General features: G+C 70.7%; 15 protein-coding genes. 8 read left to right on the top strand and 7 right to left on the bottom strand.

The window, feature by feature from the left end; all coding sequences use genetic code 11:
* The first annotated feature begins 5 nt into the window (after positions 1-5).
* Positions 6-965: a TetR/AcrR family transcriptional regulator C-terminal domain-containing protein gene (locus WMF34_RS05180; protein ID WP_012233614.1), complete on the top strand. Its 960-nt coding sequence runs from the start codon at positions 6-8 to the stop codon at positions 963-965.
* 25 nt (positions 966-990) lie between these two features.
* On the opposite strand, the gene WMF34_RS05175 is transcribed toward WMF34_RS05180, so the two are convergent.
* Together WMF34_RS05175 and WMF34_RS05170 are read right to left on the bottom strand one after the other, a co-directional pair.
* The gene (locus WMF34_RS05175; RefSeq protein ID WP_437992594.1) at positions 991-1,356 is read right to left on the bottom strand and encodes a VOC family protein; all 366 of its coding nucleotides are present in this window, start codon (positions 1,354-1,356) and stop codon (positions 991-993) included.
* A 72-nt stretch (positions 1,357-1,428) separates the two neighbouring features.
* The gene (locus tag WMF34_RS05170; protein ID WP_437992593.1) at positions 1,429-1,674 is read right to left on the bottom strand and encodes a hypothetical protein; all 246 of its coding nucleotides are present in this window, start codon (positions 1,672-1,674) and stop codon (positions 1,429-1,431) included.
* 53 nt (positions 1,675-1,727) lie between these two features.
* On the opposite strand from WMF34_RS05170, the gene WMF34_RS05165 reads away from it, so the two are divergent.
* From WMF34_RS05165 to WMF34_RS05145, 5 genes are all read left to right on the top strand, one after another.
* Complete coding sequence (locus tag WMF34_RS05165; protein WP_437992592.1) at positions 1,728-2,576, top strand: SDR family oxidoreductase; 849 nt, start codon at positions 1,728-1,730, stop codon at positions 2,574-2,576.
* A gap of 11 nt (positions 2,577-2,587) precedes the next feature.
* On the top strand, positions 2,588-4,957 hold the full coding sequence (locus WMF34_RS05160) for a tetratricopeptide repeat protein (RefSeq protein ID WP_437992591.1): 2,370 nt from the start codon (positions 2,588-2,590) through the stop codon (positions 4,955-4,957).
* Complete coding sequence (locus WMF34_RS05155; RefSeq protein ID WP_437992590.1) at positions 4,954-5,217, top strand: GIY-YIG nuclease family protein; 264 nt, start codon at positions 4,954-4,956, stop codon at positions 5,215-5,217. The genes WMF34_RS05160 and WMF34_RS05155 overlap by 4 nt, the downstream gene beginning before the upstream one ends.
* Before the next feature lie 250 nt (positions 5,218-5,467).
* Complete coding sequence (locus WMF34_RS05150) at positions 5,468-6,073, top strand: PH domain-containing protein (RefSeq protein WP_437992589.1); 606 nt, start codon at positions 5,468-5,470, stop codon at positions 6,071-6,073.
* 36 nt (positions 6,074-6,109) lie between these two features.
* The gene (locus WMF34_RS05145) at positions 6,110-6,328 is read left to right on the top strand and encodes a hypothetical protein (RefSeq protein WP_012233609.1); all 219 of its coding nucleotides are present in this window, start codon (positions 6,110-6,112) and stop codon (positions 6,326-6,328) included.
* Positions 6,329-6,369: 41 nt separating this feature from the next.
* Here the strand turns inward: WMF34_RS05145 and WMF34_RS05140 are convergent, their stop codons facing one another.
* Together WMF34_RS05140 and WMF34_RS05135 are read right to left on the bottom strand one after the other, a co-directional pair.
* Positions 6,370-6,729, bottom strand: coding sequence for a DUF2325 domain-containing protein (locus tag WMF34_RS05140; protein WP_437992588.1), 360 nt, complete (start codon positions 6,727-6,729; stop codon positions 6,370-6,372).
* Positions 6,730-6,988: 259 nt separating this feature from the next.
* Positions 6,989-7,348, bottom strand: coding sequence for a DUF2325 domain-containing protein (locus WMF34_RS05135; protein ID WP_437992587.1), 360 nt, complete (start codon positions 7,346-7,348; stop codon positions 6,989-6,991).
* Positions 7,349-7,858: 510 nt separating this feature from the next.
* Here WMF34_RS05135 and WMF34_RS05130 point away from each other — a divergent pair.
* Positions 7,859-8,833 carry a ferritin-like domain-containing protein gene (locus tag WMF34_RS05130; RefSeq protein WP_012233606.1) on the top strand — a complete coding sequence of 325 codons (975 nt, stop codon included), beginning with the start codon at positions 7,859-7,861 and terminating at the stop codon, positions 8,831-8,833.
* The gene (locus tag WMF34_RS05125; protein ID WP_437992586.1) at positions 8,806-9,720 is read left to right on the top strand and encodes a hypothetical protein; all 915 of its coding nucleotides are present in this window, start codon (positions 8,806-8,808) and stop codon (positions 9,718-9,720) included. Before WMF34_RS05130 ends, WMF34_RS05125 begins: the two co-directional genes overlap by 28 nt.
* Here WMF34_RS05125 and WMF34_RS05120 read toward each other — a convergent pair.
* The 3 genes from WMF34_RS05120 to WMF34_RS05110 all read right to left on the bottom strand — a co-directional run bounded on the left by WMF34_RS05120 (position 9,656) and on the right by WMF34_RS05110 (position 17,760).
* The gene (locus tag WMF34_RS05120) at positions 9,656-10,546 is read right to left on the bottom strand and encodes a hypothetical protein (protein ID WP_437992585.1); all 891 of its coding nucleotides are present in this window, start codon (positions 10,544-10,546) and stop codon (positions 9,656-9,658) included. The two genes, WMF34_RS05125 and WMF34_RS05120, sit on opposite strands and share 65 nt — an antisense overlap.
* A gap of 160 nt (positions 10,547-10,706) precedes the next feature.
* Positions 10,707-11,042: a DUF7668 domain-containing protein gene (locus tag WMF34_RS05115; protein WP_437992584.1), complete on the bottom strand. Its 336-nt coding sequence runs from the start codon at positions 11,040-11,042 to the stop codon at positions 10,707-10,709.
* 16 nt (positions 11,043-11,058) lie between these two features.
* Positions 11,059-17,760, bottom strand: coding sequence for an RHS repeat-associated core domain-containing protein (locus WMF34_RS05110; protein WP_437994612.1), 6,702 nt, complete (start codon positions 17,758-17,760; stop codon positions 11,059-11,061).
* Positions 17,761-18,062: the final 302 nt, after the last annotated feature.

Raw genomic sequence — 18,062 nt, 5'->3', positions numbered from 1 at the left:
TCACCATGCCTCCGGTGAAGCGCAGCGCGCCGACGAACCGCCGCAAGTCGGCCGACGGACCGCCCTACCTGCAGATCGCGAACGACCTGCGCGCGCGCATCGCATCCGGGCGGCTCCGAGCGGGCGATCGCATCCCTTCGACGCGCCAGATCGTCCGCTCCTTCGGCGTCGCGCTCGCCACCGCCACCAAGGCGCTGTCGACCCTGCGCCACGAGGGGCTCATCCGATCGGTACCGCGCTCGGGCCACGTGGTGGCCGAGGGTGATCGCGCGGCATGTGAGCCGTCCGAGCGAGGCGGCGCCTTGACGCGCGAGCGGATCGTGAAGGCCGCCATCCGGCTCGCCGACGACGAGGGGCTCGACGCCCTCTCCATGCGCGGTGTCGCCGCGAAGCTCGGCGTACCGACGATGTCGCTCTACCGGTACGTGGAGGGGAAAGACGCGCTCGTGCTCCTCATGATCGACGCGGTGTTCGGCGAGCACCCGCTGCCGAGGTCGCCTCCTCGCGATCTGCGCGAGGCCCTGATCCGCGCTGCCCGCGCGCAGTGGGCGCTGTACCGGCGGCACGGATGGCTCGCGCACGTGCTGCCGCTCGCGCGACCGGTCGCGCTGCGTAACGTGATCGCGCACGCCGAGTGGATCCTGCGTGCCATGGAAGCCCCCGGGATCGACGCGGCGACCCGGCTCGAGGCGCACATGACGCTCTACAGCTACGTTCGCGGCGTCGCCGTGAACCTCGAGTCGGAGCGCGAGGCCGAGGCCACCACGGGAATGACCGAAGCGCAGTGGAACGAATCGCAGGGGGCCGCGCTCCTGGCGATCGCGACGTCGGGGCCGTATCCGAGCTTCGCCAGGCTGCTGGACGAGCTCTCGGGCGGGTACGATTTCAACCTCGATCGCGTGTTCGAGTTCGGCCTCCAGCCGATGATCGACGGCCTCATGAAGACGTTGCGGCCGTGCGAATGAACGGGCCCGCAGCGCAAAGCCGAGCTCACGGGCGCGTCAGCACCTCGAGGACGTGCCCGTCGAGATCGCGGAAGTAGAAGCCGCGGCCGCCCTTCCGGTGGTTGATCCGGCCCATCTCCTTCGCGTGCGGATCGGCGCTGAAGGGGATGCCGGCGCGCTGGACGCGCTCGAAGATCCGGTCGAACTCCGCGTCATCCACGAAGAACGCGTAGTGGTGCGGCTCGAACGTCTCCCGGTCCGCGAAGTCGAGCGTGAGCCCGCCATTGATGCGCACGGGGGAGAACGGCCCGAACGGCGCGTCCACCGCGAGTCCGAACATGCGCGCGAAGAACCGCGCGGCAGCCTCCTTGTCGTGCGCGGGGACGATGGTGTGGTTGAGCTCGATCGACATCGGTGTTCCCTCCCCACTTGCCATTCGATCCGGAGCGCGGATCGTCAAGCGGGCCCCGCGGTCGTGGCGCGCTCAGCGCGCGGGCCGGTCGAGCGCTGCGAGCGCCTCCTGCGCGCCAGGAATGCTGGGGTGGGTGAGGTTCGCGAGGCCCCTCGCCTCGCGCTCGAACAGATCGAGGGCCTTCCACTCCGCGCGCTTCCAGATCAGGAGCTGTTTGACGGCGATGCGCCCCCCGGTCGAGAGGTCCTCGGCCTCGTGGGTGATCGGGCAAGCGCCCCCCGAACGCCGGGGCCTTTCTGCCTGGGACGCCGGAACCACCCCGGATCGCCCAGCGTGTGGCGGCGCCCGCTGAGCCGTTGTAAACGCGGGGCGTGACCCAGGTGCGCTCGATCTTCGCCCCAGGACTCTTCGAACGCCAGGTGGCGATCGTCACCGGCGGGGGCAGCGGCATCGGCCTCGCGTGCGCGCGTGAGCTCGCTTACCTCGGCGCGAAGGTCGCCCTCTGCGGCCGCCGGGCCGACAAGCTCGAGGCCGCGGCGAGCACGCTCGCGGGCGACGGCGTCCCCGGCGACGACGTGCTCGCCGCGCCGTGTGATATCCGCGAGCCGGAGCAGATCGCCGCCTTCGTGGGCCAGGTCCTCGGGAAATTCGGCCGCGTCGACGTCCTCGTGAACAACGCCGGCGGCCAGTTCCCGAGCCCGGCCAGCGAATTGACGCCGAAGGGCTGGGAGGCGGTCGTCCGCAACAACCTGAACGGCACCTTCTTCATGACGCGCGAGGTTGCGAGGCGCGCGATGCTGCCGGCGCGCCGCGGCCGGATCGTGAACGTCACCGCGTCGGTGAGCCGCGGCTTCCCGGGCATGGCGCACACGGGCGCCGCGCGCGCCGGCGTGGAGAACCTGACCCGCTCGCTCGCCGTGGAGTGGGCGGCGCTGGGCATCCGGATCAACGCGGTCGCGCCCGGCAGCAACATCCGGTCGAGCGGCACGTCGCAGTACGGCGACGAGCTGCTCGAGCTCGCGCGGCGCGCCACGCCGCTCAAGCGCCTCGCCACCCCCGAGGAGGTCTCGCGGCTCATCGTCTTCCTCGCCAGCGACCAGAACGACTTCATCACGGGCGCGGTCTACGGCGTCGACGGCGGCCAGCCGCTCTGGGGCGACATCTGGTCCATCCCCGAGCCGGACGGCGCGCCGGGCGCTCCACCGGACGTGAAGGGCTGAGAGGGCGCGGCGTGACCTATCCGCCCCCGCCCCCTGCCGCCGCGCGCGACCCCATGTCCAGCGCGCTCGACGACGACACGACGACGCCGTACGGGCCGCCGTCCTCCGGGGCGCCGCCATCGGCAGGGCCGCCGCCGTCCTTCGGCCCGCCGCCGTCTTCCGGGCTGCCGCCGTCGGCAGGGCCGCCCGCCGCGCCGTCTTTCCTCGGGGACGCCGCGCGGCGCGTGCGCGACTACTTCCTCGCGCTCGACCCGACCTTCCTTTCCGCGATCGCGCCGCTCGCGCTGGTCGCCGTCATCCTCTTCACGCGCGCGCCGTCGACGAACTACATCTTCGACGAGCAGGAGGCGCTGCTCGCCAACCCGTACGTGAACGCGAAGGGCGGGATCGGCTTCCTCGACGCGATCCACCGCGATTTCTGGGGGCTGCCGCCCGACCGGAGCGTCGGCTCCTACCGCCCGCTGCCGAACTTCCTCTGGCGCACGATCTGGGCGGTCACGAAGCAGCCGTTCTTCCACCACTTCTACAACGTCCTCTTCCACGCGGTGAACGGCGCGCTGCTCACGTGCGTCACGTTCTGGCTCACGCGGCGGCGCGGGCTCGCGTACCTCGCCGGGCTCCTCTTCGTCGGCTGCGCGGTGCTCACCGAGGCGGTGAGCGGCATCGTGGGCATCGCCGACGTGCTCGGTGGCATGGGGGCGATCGCCGCCCTCGCCGCCCTCGCGCTGCCCGCGTGGGCGATGCCGTTCGGCGTGTTCGCGGCCGTGCTCTTCGGCCTCTTCTCCAAGGAGAGCGCGCTCGTCTGCGTGCCGCTCGTCCCGTTCGCCGCGCTGATCGCCGCGCCGCTCACCCACCCCACGCGGCCGGCGCGGTTCGTCCGGGCGCTTCTCGCGCTGCTCGCCGCGGGCGCGGCGTTCGTGCTCTACGTCGAGCTCCGGCGGCGCTGGTTCCCCGCGCCCATGCCGGCCGAGCTCGCCGCGCCGCTCCCCGAGGGCGCGCCGCTCGTGAAGCGCGCGCTCCACGACGCGCTCGTCTGGTTCCACCAGGCGCCCCTGCCGCGCGATCCGCTCAACAACCCGCTCGGCGCCGCGGACACGCCCCACCGGATCGCCGGCGCGCTGCGCGTCTACTGGCGCGGCCTCACGCAGATCGTGTTCCCGTGGACGCTGAGCGGCGACTACTCGTACCCGCAGGAGCCGGTGCCGGACAGGCTTGTCTTCTTCGGCAGCGTCGCCGGCGCCGCGATGATGGTGCTGCCCCCGCTCGGCTCGCTCGCGCTCTGGATCGCGGCCCTCCGCCGCGAGCACCTGGAGCGGCGCGAGCGGCGCTCGGTGCGCGCCGCCTTCCTTGTGGACGGCGGCCAGGCGACGTCGCGGAGGTGGCCGCTGCTCCTCGCGGGGGCGCTCCTCGCGATCGCGGCGGCGGGGCTCGCGGCGTACGACTGGCACGTGCTCCGCCCGGCGGGGCGCGTGCCGCTGCTCCGGGCGCTGCCGCTCGTGCTCTGGCCGCTTCCGTTCCTGCCCGCGTTCCTCCTCGGGCTCGGGTTGCTGGTCGAGGGCGCGCGCCCCCTGCCCTGCCCGGCGACGGCGGACCGGAGCGCCTGGGTGCCGCTGCGCCGCGGCTACGCGGGGCTGTGCATCGCCGCGATCGGGCTGACCTGGGTCGTGGTGAGCTACTTCCCGCACTCGAACATCCCGGTCGTCCTGCCGACGGTGCGCGCCGAGCGCTTCTGGTACTTCCCGGCCATCGGCACGTCGCTCGTGCTCGCCGTCGCCTTCTCGTGGCTCCACGAGGCGCTCGCGGGCTCGACCCTCACGCCGCGCGCGCGGTGGTCGTGGAGGGCGTGGGTGACGCCGGCGCTGTTCGTCCTCTTCTTCGGCTTCCAGTGCGCGCAGGCCTACCGGCACGCGATGGACTACCGCAACGACCTCGATTTCTGGGCGGCGACGAAGGAGGCGGTCCCGAACAGCGCCAAGGCGCACCTCAACTACTCGGTGATGAAGGGCGCCCGCGGCGACCTGGAGGCCCGCCTCGCCGAGAGCAAGATCGCGATGGAGCTCGCCCCGACGTGGCCGATGGCGCACGTGTACACGGGCGACACGCTCTGCCGGATGCACCGCCCCGACGAGGCGTTCCCGCACTACCAGCGCGGCATGGAGCTCGGCCCGAACGAGCTGAGCCTGATCGCGCTCGCGCTGCAGTGCCTGCATGACGAGCAGCGGCTCGCGGCGCACGACGCGGAGCTCCGGCGGCTCGCGGAGGAGCACCCCGGGACGTGGCTCGCGTACCTCGCGATCGACACGCTCGACAACGGCGCGACGCACGGCGGAGTGGACCCGAAGTACCGGCCGCGCGGCTACAACGAGGGGCCGAAGGAGTGACCGCGGGCTGGCACGTTTACATCCTGCGCTGCGGAGACGGGTCGTTCTACACGGGGATCGCCCGCGATGTGGAGGCGCGCTTCGCGCAGCACGCGGCGGGGCGCGGGGCGCGGTACACGCGCGGACGGGGGCCGCTCGCGCTGGTCCACGTCGAGGAGGCGGCCGACAGGGGGGCGGCCCTGCGGAGGGAGGCTGCGATCCGGCGGCTGGGGCGCGCGGGCAAGGCGGCGCTCGCCGCCGGGTGCAGAGGGGCAACGTGAACGTTTACGTGGACGTGGACGTGGTCGTGGTCGTTCACGGCCTGTCGTTTACGACCACGACCACGACCACGACCACGTAAACGTAAACGTTCGGATGTAGGGGAACGCGGCGCGAAGCTTGGTCAACACTGGGGCAGGGGGGACCGGTGAGGGCCATCGCCTCCCGGCCCCATCGGGCGCGCCGTGGTTCCGGCGCCGGGCGCCGGTTGCCGTGGATCTCGCGCCCGGGATGTAGACTACAATCGTCGGTGTGAAGCCCTGCCCCTTCTGCGCGGAGCAGATCCAGGACGCCGCGATCAAGTGCCGATTCTGCGGCAGCATGCTCGACGAGCGAGCGCCGGTGGCCGCGGCCCCCGCCGCGCCGCTCACCCCCGCCGCCGGCGCGCTCGCCCCCGCGCCGGGCGCGCTCACCCCCGCCGGCGGCGCGCTCGCCCCCGCGCCGGGCGCGGCGCGCGTCCTGTTCGAGGGGACGCCGAGCTGGAAGGCGTGGTTCTGGTCCTACGTGGCGGCGAGCGTGCTCTCGCTCGTGCTGGTGGGCCTCATCTGGCTCGGCATCCTGCACTGGAAGCGCAAGAGCCTCCGCTACAAGATCACCGATCGCACGATCGACTACGAGGCCGGCCTGCTCACGCGCCGGATCGAGACCCTGCAGCTCTGGCGGGTCCTCGACATCGACCTCCGCCAGACGTTCATGCAGCGGCTGCTCGACGTCGCGGAGATCCGCGTGTTCACGAAGGACGCGAGCGACCCCGAGCTCGTCATCCGGGGGCTGCCGGCGTCGCGCGAGCTGTTCGAGGCCCTCAAGAACGCGGCGGAGCTCGCGCGCCAGCAGCGCGTGCTCGGCGTCGTGCAGTGAGCGCGGCCCACGAAGGCCAGATCTCGGAGCCCGACCATGCCCCCTAGGCGATCCCCGCTCGACGAGCTCCCGGACGTGCGCGACGGCCTGACCCGCGCCGAGCGCATCATCCTGTGGAAGCTCTCCGAGCTCGAGAAGGAGTTCAACGGCCGCAACGTGCCCACGGCCACGCTCTACGGCCGCGTCGTCGAGCACATCGACCTCTCGGTCCCCGAGTTCCAGCGCCTGATGCAGCGCCTCGTCGGCGTGCGCTGAGCGCTGCGTGGCCCCGCCTCGCGCGGGCGCGGCGCGTCCCGTCAGGCGGCCGCCTGCTCGATCGCGGCCCGCAGCGCCGAGACGGACGCGCTGCGCAGGTACACGACGGGGGCGCCATCCGCCGAGAGGCGCTGCATCTGGTCGCGCAGCGCGTGCGAGACCATCGTCACCATGATCACGATGAGCGCGATCCTCCCCACGCCGTGGCGCGCGCCCGGCGGCACGCGGTTCTCGTAATGGCGCAGCGACCAGCCGTGCTTCTCGACCACATCGCGGTAGCGGCTCGACATGCCGCCGCTGCCCCCGATGACCAGCACCGTCTGCTCCTCACGCCTCCTGTCGCTCCCCTGACTCCGCCGCTCCGCCTTCATGCGATCTCCCTGGAGCAAGGCGCAAGCCACGCTCTCCAGCTCGCCATTTCCGGCAAAATCCTCGTTATCGGACTCTATTCCTGGGCAAATTGTCCTCGAATCACAAAGGCCCTTGTCACCGTGACAGCGCGAGCGTCGGAACGCGGGACAGACATGCTCGAGGAGGGTCGGGAGAGGAGAGGAGAGGAGAGGAGAGGAGAGGAGAGGACAGGAGACGAGAGGACAGGAGAAGAGGCGCGACGCCGGCTCCGGGGGAGAGGGCCTCTCCTCGCGGCGGCGCGACGTGGTGTCAGGCGGACCGCTGCTCGATCGCGGCCCGCAGCGCCGAGACGGACGCGCTGCGCAGGTACACGACGGGGGCGCCATCGGCCGCGAGGCTCTGCATCTGATCGCGCAGCGCGTGCGAGACCATCGTCACCATGATCACGATGAGCGCGATCCTCCCCACGCCGTGGCGCGCGCCCGGCGGCACGCGGTTCTCGTAATGGCGCAGCGACCAGCCGTGCTTCTCGACCACATCGCGGTAGCGGCTCGACATTCCGCCGCTGCCCCCGATGACCAGCACCGTCTGCTCCTCGCGCTTCCTGTCGACCGCCTGGGAACGCCGCTCCGCCTTCATGCGATCTCCCTGGAGCAAGGCGTAAGCCACGCTGCTCCGGCGGCCATTTCCGCGCAAATGTCGCGGCTCCGGCCTATTCCCCGGCAAAATGTCGTCGAGTCACCGAGGCCTCTGTCATCGTGACATCGCGAGCGCGACGACCCGACGCTGCGCGGCGGTCGCCGCGAGGATCGGGGAATATTCTCCCCCTCGCAGCGGTTCCTGCCGGCGCGCGCGGCCCGGGCGAGGAGACGGATCGCAGGCGCTACCGCGAGCGTCCCGCCAAAGCCACGAGAGCGCCGCGACCACGACCCCTCGGTGCGGCAGGGAAACCCACCGGCACCGAGGTAGCCCGACATGCCGTCCCCGCTGCCCGCGGCCGGGGTGCGCCCGGTGAGGGCGTGCCGGATGCCGCCACGGAGGCGGGAAGGCCGGAATAAAATTCAATAATAGTCCATATTGAACGCCCCCATGGGGGCGCTCTCCGGGCGGATGCCACGGCGTTCCGCCGGCGACGTCGAGCTGTGGTAGGGAGCGGCGTCCCCCCTGCCCCGCCGTGCCATGATGTCTCCCGCCACGCCGCCCAGCGACCCGCCTCCGCCGCCGCCCGGCACCGTCGAGCGCTGGGCCTGGGATTACGTCCTCTCGACCGACCTCGAGCACAAGCTCTCTCCGCCGCCCGTGCCCTCGCTCTGGGAGTCGGATGCCACGCTGTCCGCGTCGGGCGCCGCACCAGCCCCGCCGAGGCGCCTCGAGCGACCTGGACGGCCCGCCGCGCTGCGCATCTCGGAGCGCGCGCAGAAGAGCCCGGGGCCCGAGGCGCTGCGCAACCCGGCGCGCCGCGCGCAGCTCTTCCACGCGTTCCTGCACCACGAGCTCCAGGCGGCGGAGCTCATGGCCTGGGCGCTGCTCGCCTTCCCCGAGACGCCGCGCGCCTTCCGCGGCGGCCTCGTCCGGATCGCCCTCGACGAGGTGCGCCACATGCGGCTCTACGCCGCGTACCTCGCCGCGATCGGCCACCGCTTCGGCGACTTCCCGGTGCGCGACTGGTTCTGGACGCGGGTGCCCGCCGCCGCGTCGCCCGCGCAGTTCGTGGCCGTGATGGGCATGGGCCTCGAGGGGGGCAACCTCGACCACACGGCGCGCTTCGCCGAGCGCTTCCGCGCCATCGGCGACGTCGAGGGCGCCGCGCTCACGGAGCGGGTCTGCGCGGAGGAGATCCCGCACGTGCGCTTCGGGGTCCGCTGGTTCCGCCGCTTCACGCAGGCGAGCGGGAGCGCTGGCCAGGCGCCGCCTTCCACGTCTGCCGCAGGCAATCCGGCCACCGCGGGTGAAGCCGCGCATCGCGGGCCGGATGACGTCGCGCAGCGCGGGCCGAGCGATTTCGAGGCGTGGGTGCGCCACATCCCGCCGCCCCTCTCGCCGCTGCTCATGCGGGGCGAGCCGATGAACCGCCGCGACCGCAGCCGCTCCGGCCTCTCCGAGCCGTTCCTCGACGCGCTGGCCTCATGGACCGAGCGAGCGCCTGGGTCCTGAACTTCGACGCCGACGAGGAGCTGGCGCGCCCCGCGGGGTACACCCCGCGCGCCGCGGTCGCCGGCCGGGCTCCCGAGCTCGCCGGCCGCGTCTCGGCCCTGCTGCGCCCCGGCGACGTCCTGCTCAGCCCCGAGCTCTCCTCGCCCCTCGTGCCGCCAGCGCCTCCTGGAACGCCGCTCGTCGGCCGCGCGTGGTGCCCCACGCCCCGCGCCCTTCGCCTCCTCGGCCGCGCCGGCGTCGCGCTCGCGGAGGCGCCGCCGCTCGAGGTGCTCCGGCGCGCCAACCACCGGAGGTTCTGCGCGGACCTCGGCCAGACGCTGCCCGGCGCGCGCTATGTCACCTCCCTGGCCGAGCTCGAGGCCGCGATCGCGGAGCCCACGCCGACCGGCCACTGGCTGCTCAAGCGGCCGTTCGGGTTCGCCGGGCGCGGCCGGCGCCGGGTCGCCCGCGGGGCGCTGCCGCCCGACGCGCGGCCCTGGGCCGCCGCGTCGCTCGACCCCGCGTCGCCGGACAGCGGCCTGCAGGTCGAGCCGTGGGTCGAACGCCGCGGCGACTTCTCGCTGCACGGGCACGTCGCCCGCGGTGGCGCGGTGCGCCTCGGCGACCCGTGTGTCCAGCGCTGCGACGCGAACGGGGCGTACCTCGGCGCCGCCCTGGCCGGCGAGGGCGACCTCGGCGACGGCGAGCGCCGGGGGCTCGTCGAGGCCGCGCTCGAGGCGGGAGAGGCGCTCGCCGGCGCGGGCTATTTCGGGCCGTTCGGGATCGACGCCTTCCGCTGGGAGGACGAGCAGGGCGCGCTGCGCTGGAATCCGCGGTGCGAGATCAACGCGCGTTACACGATGGCGTGGGCCATCGGCATGGGCAGGGCGCGACCAGATCTGGAGTGACCGAGGCGCTCCGATCGGGCAGCGAGCGCCGGGATCCGCGCCCGGAGAGCGACGCGAACCACGTCTCGCAAGGATGAACGACTTTGCAGGCGCGAAGACGCTCACCCGCGCCGTCGCTCTCGTGCCCGGTGAACCCCTGCGTCGTCTCGCTCGGGAACGACGCCGGCGGGCGCTCTCCCCAGACGGGGTTCCTGCGCTGCCCGAACGGGTCGTAGCTCCGCCGCTCGATCACAGCGCCGTCCTCGTCGGTGAGCGCATCGATCGAGCCGAGGTGATCTACGTGCACGTAGCGCGTACCGTCGTCCGAGCCTCCCCGGGTCACGATCGCCACCACGCGCTCCGGCGAGTGGACGTGGTACCGCTGCTCCACGGCGCCTGACGCAGCATCGGTGACCCGCTCGTACAGATCGCCGAAGTAGAGCGTCTCCTTTTCCGCCGTGGTTTTGCGGATCCGCTGCTGGTCGCCGTCGTAGCCGAACGTGATGGTGCTCGCGCCCTGCGTGATCTGCTCTGGCAGGTCGAACGGCGTATAGCGCACCGTTGTACCACCTGGCCGCGCGGTCTGATTGCCGACAGCGTCATGCGCGAAGGTGTCCGTACCCGCGCCGGTGACCGCGTGAGGATGGAGCGGGTCGTCATACGAGAGGTCATCGACGTCCGACTTGAAGGTGAGATTGCCGTTCGGGGGTAGCCGCAAAGGAGCGCGCACGCGGAGGACGCGCTCTCCACGGCGCTGAAGTACGCCCAGGGGATCCCGCTCGACCACGGTTACGTGGTCGACCGCGTCGCTGACCTCGACGCGCAGGCCAGGGTGGTCGGTCTCCACCGCATCACGACGGTGTCGTATGCCGCACCTTGCGGCCCAGCGCGTCATGCACATAGGAATCGTGAGAGTCCGGTCATCACGTTCCTCTCCCGGATCGAGACCTTCTCGGCACGTACGTCGTCGAACGTATAGAGGTCCGTCCTCGACCAGGGGCTGAACGTTACAGCACATGAAGGTCATCGACGTGCAGAACCCACCTGTCCGCTTCTTTGGTCGCGGCAAGCGACAGTGTGAGGTCGCTACGGCCCTCTTCCTTCGTCCAAAGCGGCACATCTACGGCCACCGCGTTTTGAGCGTCGACTTGAGGATACTCATCCACCAAAGCCCATGACTCATCGGGTAGAAGGAGCAATGTTTTTCCGTACTGCTCCACAGCCGTCCGCAGCTCCTCGGCGGACAGCCTGCCAGCGCGTCCGTCTGCCTCTAACTCAGCGTAGCGCCCAGCACAGAGGTCGGCAACCAATCGAGCGATCTCAATTCTTAGTTCTTTGTCCATGGCATCATGATATTTACTAACGACTTCCGGGGATCCTTGTTGGCGTCGTTGGGGTGACGCCAATCGACTGAAAGTACACGTCCGCTTGTTCGATGAGTGCGCGCGCTTCGTTCGGCAACATTCCTGCGCGTCGAAGCGCTTTGTATCCGATACGGCGTTCTGCGCCGTAGGTGCCGCCCCCAGGCTGACGCTGAGCCTGAGTTGCGGCGTAATGCGGAGACCCGGCACGCGTCGATGGTCCAGAAAGCTCAACGGCCGGCGCTGTGGTGCGGCTGTATCCAGGCAATTCACGGACGGCGGCGTCCTGAATCACATGATGTGCGTCCTTGACACCGGCAGCCCTTAAACCTCCGTAGGTACCCGCCCTTGCGGCTCCCGCCGCTGCCGCCTCCTCCGCCGCCCCCAGCCCCCTTCCCATCCCGAAGACGGTGGCCGCGGCGAGGACCATCGCCTTGGTCCCCGCCGCGCCCGCTGTCCGATAGTCATCCCGATCGATGGCGAGGGCCGTGTCCGCCGCGCCGCGGCCGATGTGGTAGAGCGGGTTGACGGCGTTGAGCGCGCCGGCGAGGCCGTCTTCGTCGTAGCCGTCCCACATCGCGCTGGCGAACTCGTAGCCGCTGTACATCCCGAGGGTCAGCGCGTTCAACACGAGCATCCGCCCGATCCCTGCTCCGAGGTCGCGCGTCCCCTCCGCGGCGCCCAGCAAGGTCTGGCCGACGACGGTGCCTGGGCCGCCGGCGCCCGAGTGCTCCGGCGAGACGGTCACCGGCTGCGGCACGTACCCGGACGAGCTTCCGGTCGTGCCCACGTCGATAGGCGCCGTCGTGGCGCCGACCTCCACGGCCTCGCGCGGCCCTTCTTCAGGCTCGTTTGCTTTCGGCGGCGAGTAGAAGATCTCCACGGCGTAGTGTTCCGGGCGCACCACCGAGTAGACCGGCAGGATCGGCGCCTCCACCGGTTCTTCCTGGAATCCGCTCGGGTCCACGTGATTGAGCGGGCTGTTGCGCACGTAGCTGTATGGATTCCAGCTCTGCCCGGAGGACGGAATCGAAACGATCGGGTCCGTCGTCAAGAACCGCCCGATCCTTGGATCGTAGATCCTGCCCTTCATGTTCACGAGCCCGAGTTCGTCGTCGCTCTCGTGCCCGGTGAACCCCTGCGTCGTCTCGCTCGGGAACGACGCCGGCGGGCGCTCGCCCCACACGGGGTTCCTGCGCTGCCCGAACGGGTCGTAGCTCCGCCGTTCGATCACAGCGCCGTCCTCGTCGGTGAGCACATCGATCGAGCCGAGGTGATCGACATGCACGTAGCGCGTGCCGCCGGCCGAGCCGCCCCGGGTCACGATCGCCACCACGCGCTCCGGCGAGTGGACGTGGTACCGGTGCTCCACAGCGCCTGACGCCGCCTCGGTGACCCGCTCGTACAGATCGCCGAAGTAGAGCGTCTCCTTTTCCAGCGTGGTCTTGCGGATCCGCTGCTGGTCGCCGTCGTAGCCGAACGTGATGGTGCTCGCGCCCTGCGTGATGCGCTCCGGCAGGTCGAACGGCGTATAGCGCACCGTCGTGCCGCCGGGCCGCGCCGTCTGATTGCCGACAGCGTCATGCGCGAAGGTGTCCGTACCCGCGCCGGTGATCGCATGCGGGTGCAGCGGGTCGTCATACGAGAGGTCACCGACGTCCGACTTGAAGGTGAGATTACCGTTCGGGTGGTAGTCGTAGCGGAGCGCGCAGGGCGCCGTCGCGCTCTCGATATCACCGAAGTACGCGCACGTCAGCCGATGGAGCGAATCGTACCGGAAGCGCTCCGTCGTGTTCTCTGGCTGGAGCGCGTCCGTGCGGCCCGTGAGATTCAGGAGATCGTCGAACCCATAGTCCAGGTCTTGCACCTCCCCCGCGCCGCTCTGCGTCGCCATGTGCCTCAGGCGCTGCTTGTCCGCGAAGTAGGTCCGCTCCGTGACGGCGCCGTTGCCGAACACCTCCTCCCGGAAGCGCCCCGCGTCGTCCACGTCCGTCAAGCGCCAGTAGGCGAGGTTCGTTCCGCTGTCGCGCACGGCGAGCACATGGCCGTGCGCGTCGCGGTCCTGGGCCACGACGAACGGCGCCGCGCCGGCAGGCGCCGGGTACGTGACCGTCTCGACGCGACCGAGGTCGTCATAGCCGAGCCTGGCCTCCAGGGGAGAGCGCTCGCCGTCGAGGCGGAGCGCGATCGTGTCGAGCTGGCCACGTCCCGTGTACCCGTACGTCTTCTCTCCATCCGGGCTCGCAAGCGAGTGCAGCTTCCCGACGCCATGCGCCGCGGTGTCCCAGGTCCACGTGGTCGTCAGTCTCTCCGTGCCGTCCTGGTCCACGCGTGAGCGGGGTCGACCGAGCGCGTCGTACGCCCACGCGACCTTTCGCTCGAGCGCATCGGTCGACGAAATCAGCTCGCCGAAGCCGTCATGGATCGAGACCGTCGTGCCCCGATCGGGATCGTCGAGCTGCCGGACGCGGCCGAAAGCGTCGCGCGTCGTGCGCGTCACCGCCTCGCCCGGATCGGTGACCGTGTGCAGCAATCCGAAGGGACCGTACGCGTAACGGGTGATCCCGTCGGCGGCGTCGGTGATGGTCTTGATGCGCCCCAGCGGGTCCTGCTCGGTCACCGTCACATGATCGAGCGGGTCGGTGACGCGCACCTGCAGGCCATCGTACGCCGTCGTCGTGACCGCGTTCCACGGCGTCGTATGGCGCACCTCGCGGCCCGCCGCATCGTACTCGTAGCGATCGTACAGGATCGCGCTCTCGGGCGTGTCCTCCCTGACCGGCACCGAGCGCCGTGCGATGTGCTCGCCCAGCGCGTCGTACCCGATCTCCTGCATGATGCGCGTCGCGTCGCCCGAGCCGTCCGACGGCTGCGGTTCGGGCCCGTATCCCAGCCATCGGATCGGGCGGCCGAGGCTGTCGAACTCCACCGTATCGTCGGCCCCACCGGTCGTGATGCTCTGCTGCCTCACCCGCCACGCATCCTGCTCCGGGCCACCCTCCTTGCTGCGAGCGAGGGAGACGGCCGTCGTCGTGCCGTCCGGGCGCCTCTCGACGCCGAGCCGCCCGAAGCCGTCGTGCGCCCATGTCGTCACGAGCTGATTCGGATCGACCCGCTTGAGGAGCACGCCGAGCGCGTCGTCGAACTCCACGAGCGTGGCGTGCCCTGCCGCGTTCACGTGCTTCTCGGGGAACATGCCCTGCTCGTCGAAGTCCGTGCTGGATGTCCGCTTGTGCTCGAAGGCGTCCTCCGCCGTGACGCCGGTGATGTTCCCGAAGTCGTCGCGCGCGTAGGTGAGCTTCAGCTTCGTGTCCGGCAGGCCGTCGTCGCTCTCGGTGGACTCGGTCTCCACCTCCCCGTAGATCGTTGTCGTTCGCGTGAGGGTCCGGCACTGCGACATCCCCGCCGCCGCGCTGCACTCCTTCTGCGTCTCCAGCTGGCCGAGGACCCAGCGCTCGGTGTCGTTCTTGAACGACCGCGTGACCTCGAGCGTCAGGTCGACGCCCTCCGTCGAGACCTCCTCGGCGCGCACGTTGCCGAACGTGTCGAAGTCCGTCACCTTCGATACCGAGTCGCGCAGCAGCGTCGCGCCGTCGCCTCCGCGCTCGATCTCCCGCACGTACACATCGATCGATGTCGCGTCCCCGCTCGGGGGCGGATAGACCCCTTGAGCTCGCCTCACCCGGCGCTCGGTGGGCAGCGTGAAGTATGTGGCGCCGTCGTTGGTCGGCACGAGCGTCCGCGTCACGTCGCGGAACGAGAGCTCGATCTGCTCCGGCCTCGGCTGGCTCGCGAGCCCCGGAGCGCCGTGCCACGTCCGCTGGACGCTCCCCGCGAAGGGAAAGACCTGGAGCTCATCGTCGAAGGTGACGTGGTCGTAGACGTCGATCGTCACGGCACCGGTATCCAGATCGGTGACGATCCGCTCGCCGAACCCGAGGAATCCGCGACCCAGCCGATGATAACGCCCATCTCGGTAGCCGACCTCGAAGCGCCTTGCTCGATCCGCGCCGTTGTTGAGCGCGTACGCGCTGACCACCCGGCGAGGGCCCACGACGCAGCGCCGCGGATAGCCGCAGTCGTCCGCCGCGCCCGAACGCGCGACGTAGAGCGCGCTCCTCCGGTCCGGATCCTCCGCGCCTCCGTTCGTGAACGGCGCATCGGTCAGGTGGCCGTACGAGATGCTCACGTTGGGCACGAAGCCCGGCTCGGCCGGCTCGTACGCGTTCATCCCGTCAGAGACCGCGACCAGGAGATCCTGGTCGGCCGAGAGGTTCTGGAAGACGTTGAACACGCGACCGAGCGACAGGATCACGTCCTGGGCCCCGTCCCCGTTGAGATCGCCGGTGCGCGGCCCGCGCGGATCGGCGAGCGTGATCGCGTCACCGAGGCTGGCCTCGAAAGGAACCCCTGCGTCGACGAGCTTGAACGGCGGCCCCGCCAGGTCGCCCGTCGCTTGCAGGACGGCCCAGGAGGGGAGGACATCGGAGCCGCCCAGCAGCATGCCTGGTGGGACGGGCATGAGCAGATCCTGCCGTCCATCGCCGTTGAAGTCGAGCGGCACGGCGAGGCGGAAAAGCGCGTCCTGGTCCGGGACCCCGAGCACATCGCCGAAGCTGATGGCATCGACGGTCCGGAACGGCGACATCACGAACGTCCGCCCCGTGTTGAGGTAGGTGGTGAGCTGGCCGCCACCGAGGCCGGATTCGACGGCATCGGGCAGGCCGTCGCCGTTGACGTCGAGAAAGACGACGCGGCCCACGCCCCACACGACAGGGAGCTTGGTGTCGATGAGCTCCCAGCGTCCCTCGCCCCGGCGCATGATCGCCTCGTAGCTTTCTCCGATGAGGGCCGTCCTGTCATTCCACAACTTCAGGGAAGGCACGATGAGATCGATCGTGCTGTCGGCGTCGACGTCGAGCGTATGGAGCTCGATTGCGCAGGGATAGCCGGTGAGCAGCTCGATCGACTCGCCCGTGGGGTCGAACCCCGCGGGCGTCGCGCCGCGCGCGGGCCTCCAGAGGTGGACGGTCCACACGGCGGAGAGCGGGTTCGGTACGAGCTCCTCGGCGTGGTCCTGGCACTGGATCAGATCCGGCACCGAGTCGCCGTCCAGATCGGCGAGGTGCACCGAGGCGCCGGGGCGTCTCAGGCTCGGCGGCGCGGACGTGACCCCGAGCGGAAATGGCCGGCGAATGCCCGTGTCATGGAGCGCGAAGGTCCGGTCCGGCTGGGACAGGAGCACCTGCCATGTGGTCTTGGCGTCGAAGACGTCGTGGAGAAAGACGTCCATCCGCCCATCGTCGTTGTAATCGAGCACCGTCCCGAGCTCGGGCTGAAGAAGGGCCGGATCGGACGGTCCATCCGGATCGGCGACGAACAGCCAATCCTGGAGGAAGGCGCGCTCGGGCGCCGCGAGAAAGGACGGCGAGGCGCTGGGCCCGAGGTTGCGCGCCACCTGCCACGCGGTGATCGGATGCGACGGCGTGCTGGACCCCGCGACGATGTCCGGAATCACGAGATCGTCGAGGCCGTCGGCGTCGATGTCGAACACCATCGGGCTCGCCTTCTCGGAGACCGGCACGTCGATGTCCGTCGTGAGCCGCTCGAATCCGGGCTTTCCGCGGCTGTACTGAAACCGTGTCGGAGGCTTGCAAACCCCGTCGCTCGCGCACTCCTCGACCTGGGTGAGGAGCGTCCGGCTCGTCGTCGGGCTCAGCTCGTAGTGGAAACCGTAGCTCCGGACCAGCGCGTCGCCCGGACCGAGCATCTGGATCTCCTCCAGGCGAAGCGAGCGCTGGAGCGCCATGCCGCCCGAGTAGCCCGTACGAACCGCGGCCGAGTCCTTGGTCCCGTACACGAAGCGCACCGCCCGGGAAGCCTCGAGCGACGGCGCGCCCTCGCAGCTCGTGTAGCGGATCTCGTCGATCGCGTACTCGGCGACATGACCGTCCTCGGCCTCGGCGAGGCAGTACGCGTACGACATGGCGTTGCCGCGACCGTCACGGGCCTCGTTCGCGAGCCACGCGCGCGGGACGCCGCCTCGCGCGAGCGGCTTGCTGCCCTCGGCGCGCCCGTACTCGACGACGCGGCCGGAGGGCAGATGGGCCTCGAAGAAGAGCGCCTCGGCAGGCGCGCCGCGTTCCGGAGGGTAATGCCCGACCACCTTGATGAAGGTATCCGGGAACGTCCGGTACTCGATGGTTCCCGGCCCCTCTCCCACGGGGACGAGGCGCTGGCCGTCGAGGCAGAGCGCGTCGTCGCCGTCGTAGCGCACGCCGCGGATCTCCCCGTCTTGCGCGAGGCTCTTCGGACATCGCGTGATCGCGGACAGCCCGGTGATGGAGAAGCCGTTGCCGAGCACGCCGTCGCCGCCGTCGCTGCGATAGACGAGCTGGATCCGAGGACCCATGCCCGCACGCGAGGGCGGAGAGGCCAGATCCATGGTGTACACGGCCTCACCGGTGCTCGTGATGGAAAACGCTCCGGGGATGGTGCCGGCGGCGGCGGTCTCGACCTCCGGCGCGGGACGGGACGTGGCAGGGCCATGCGCGCGCTGCGTCCGGCAGGCGACGAGGCCATGCGGCTCCGGAAGCGGCTCGCCGAAGGCGCACTGGCACCCGCCCGACGCGAGCACGCAAGCCAGAAACATCCAGAGCGGGATCAACGCCCGGAGCGACCAACGTGGAACTGGCGCCATCGTAGCCTCCCCGGCGAACAGCCGTGCCACGGCGCTGCATCGCGCGTCAAGCGCCGCGCTCCTGCCGAACCGTGCCATCGACGCCGAGATCAAGGCATTCGTGGATGCCTCTGTACCTGTCCGGGCTGCACGCCGCAGGCGACACAGCTTCGCTCATCAAGGCGCGATTGGCCGTCCAAGATGAAGTCGCGACGAGGAGAGGGCAACCGAGCGTGAACGCGCGCATGACGGCGTGCACCCTGCACCCCCGCGTGTTCGTCGAGCGCGACATGGCGATCCGCACGCCGGGTGAGCTCGGTCGT

This window comes from Sorangium sp. So ce145 (genome assembly GCF_051525985.1).
Taxonomy (GTDB): Bacteria; Myxococcota_A; Polyangia; order Polyangiales; family Polyangiaceae; genus Sorangium; species Sorangium cellulosum_B.
This window is presented reverse-complemented; position numbering and strand designations above follow the sequence as displayed.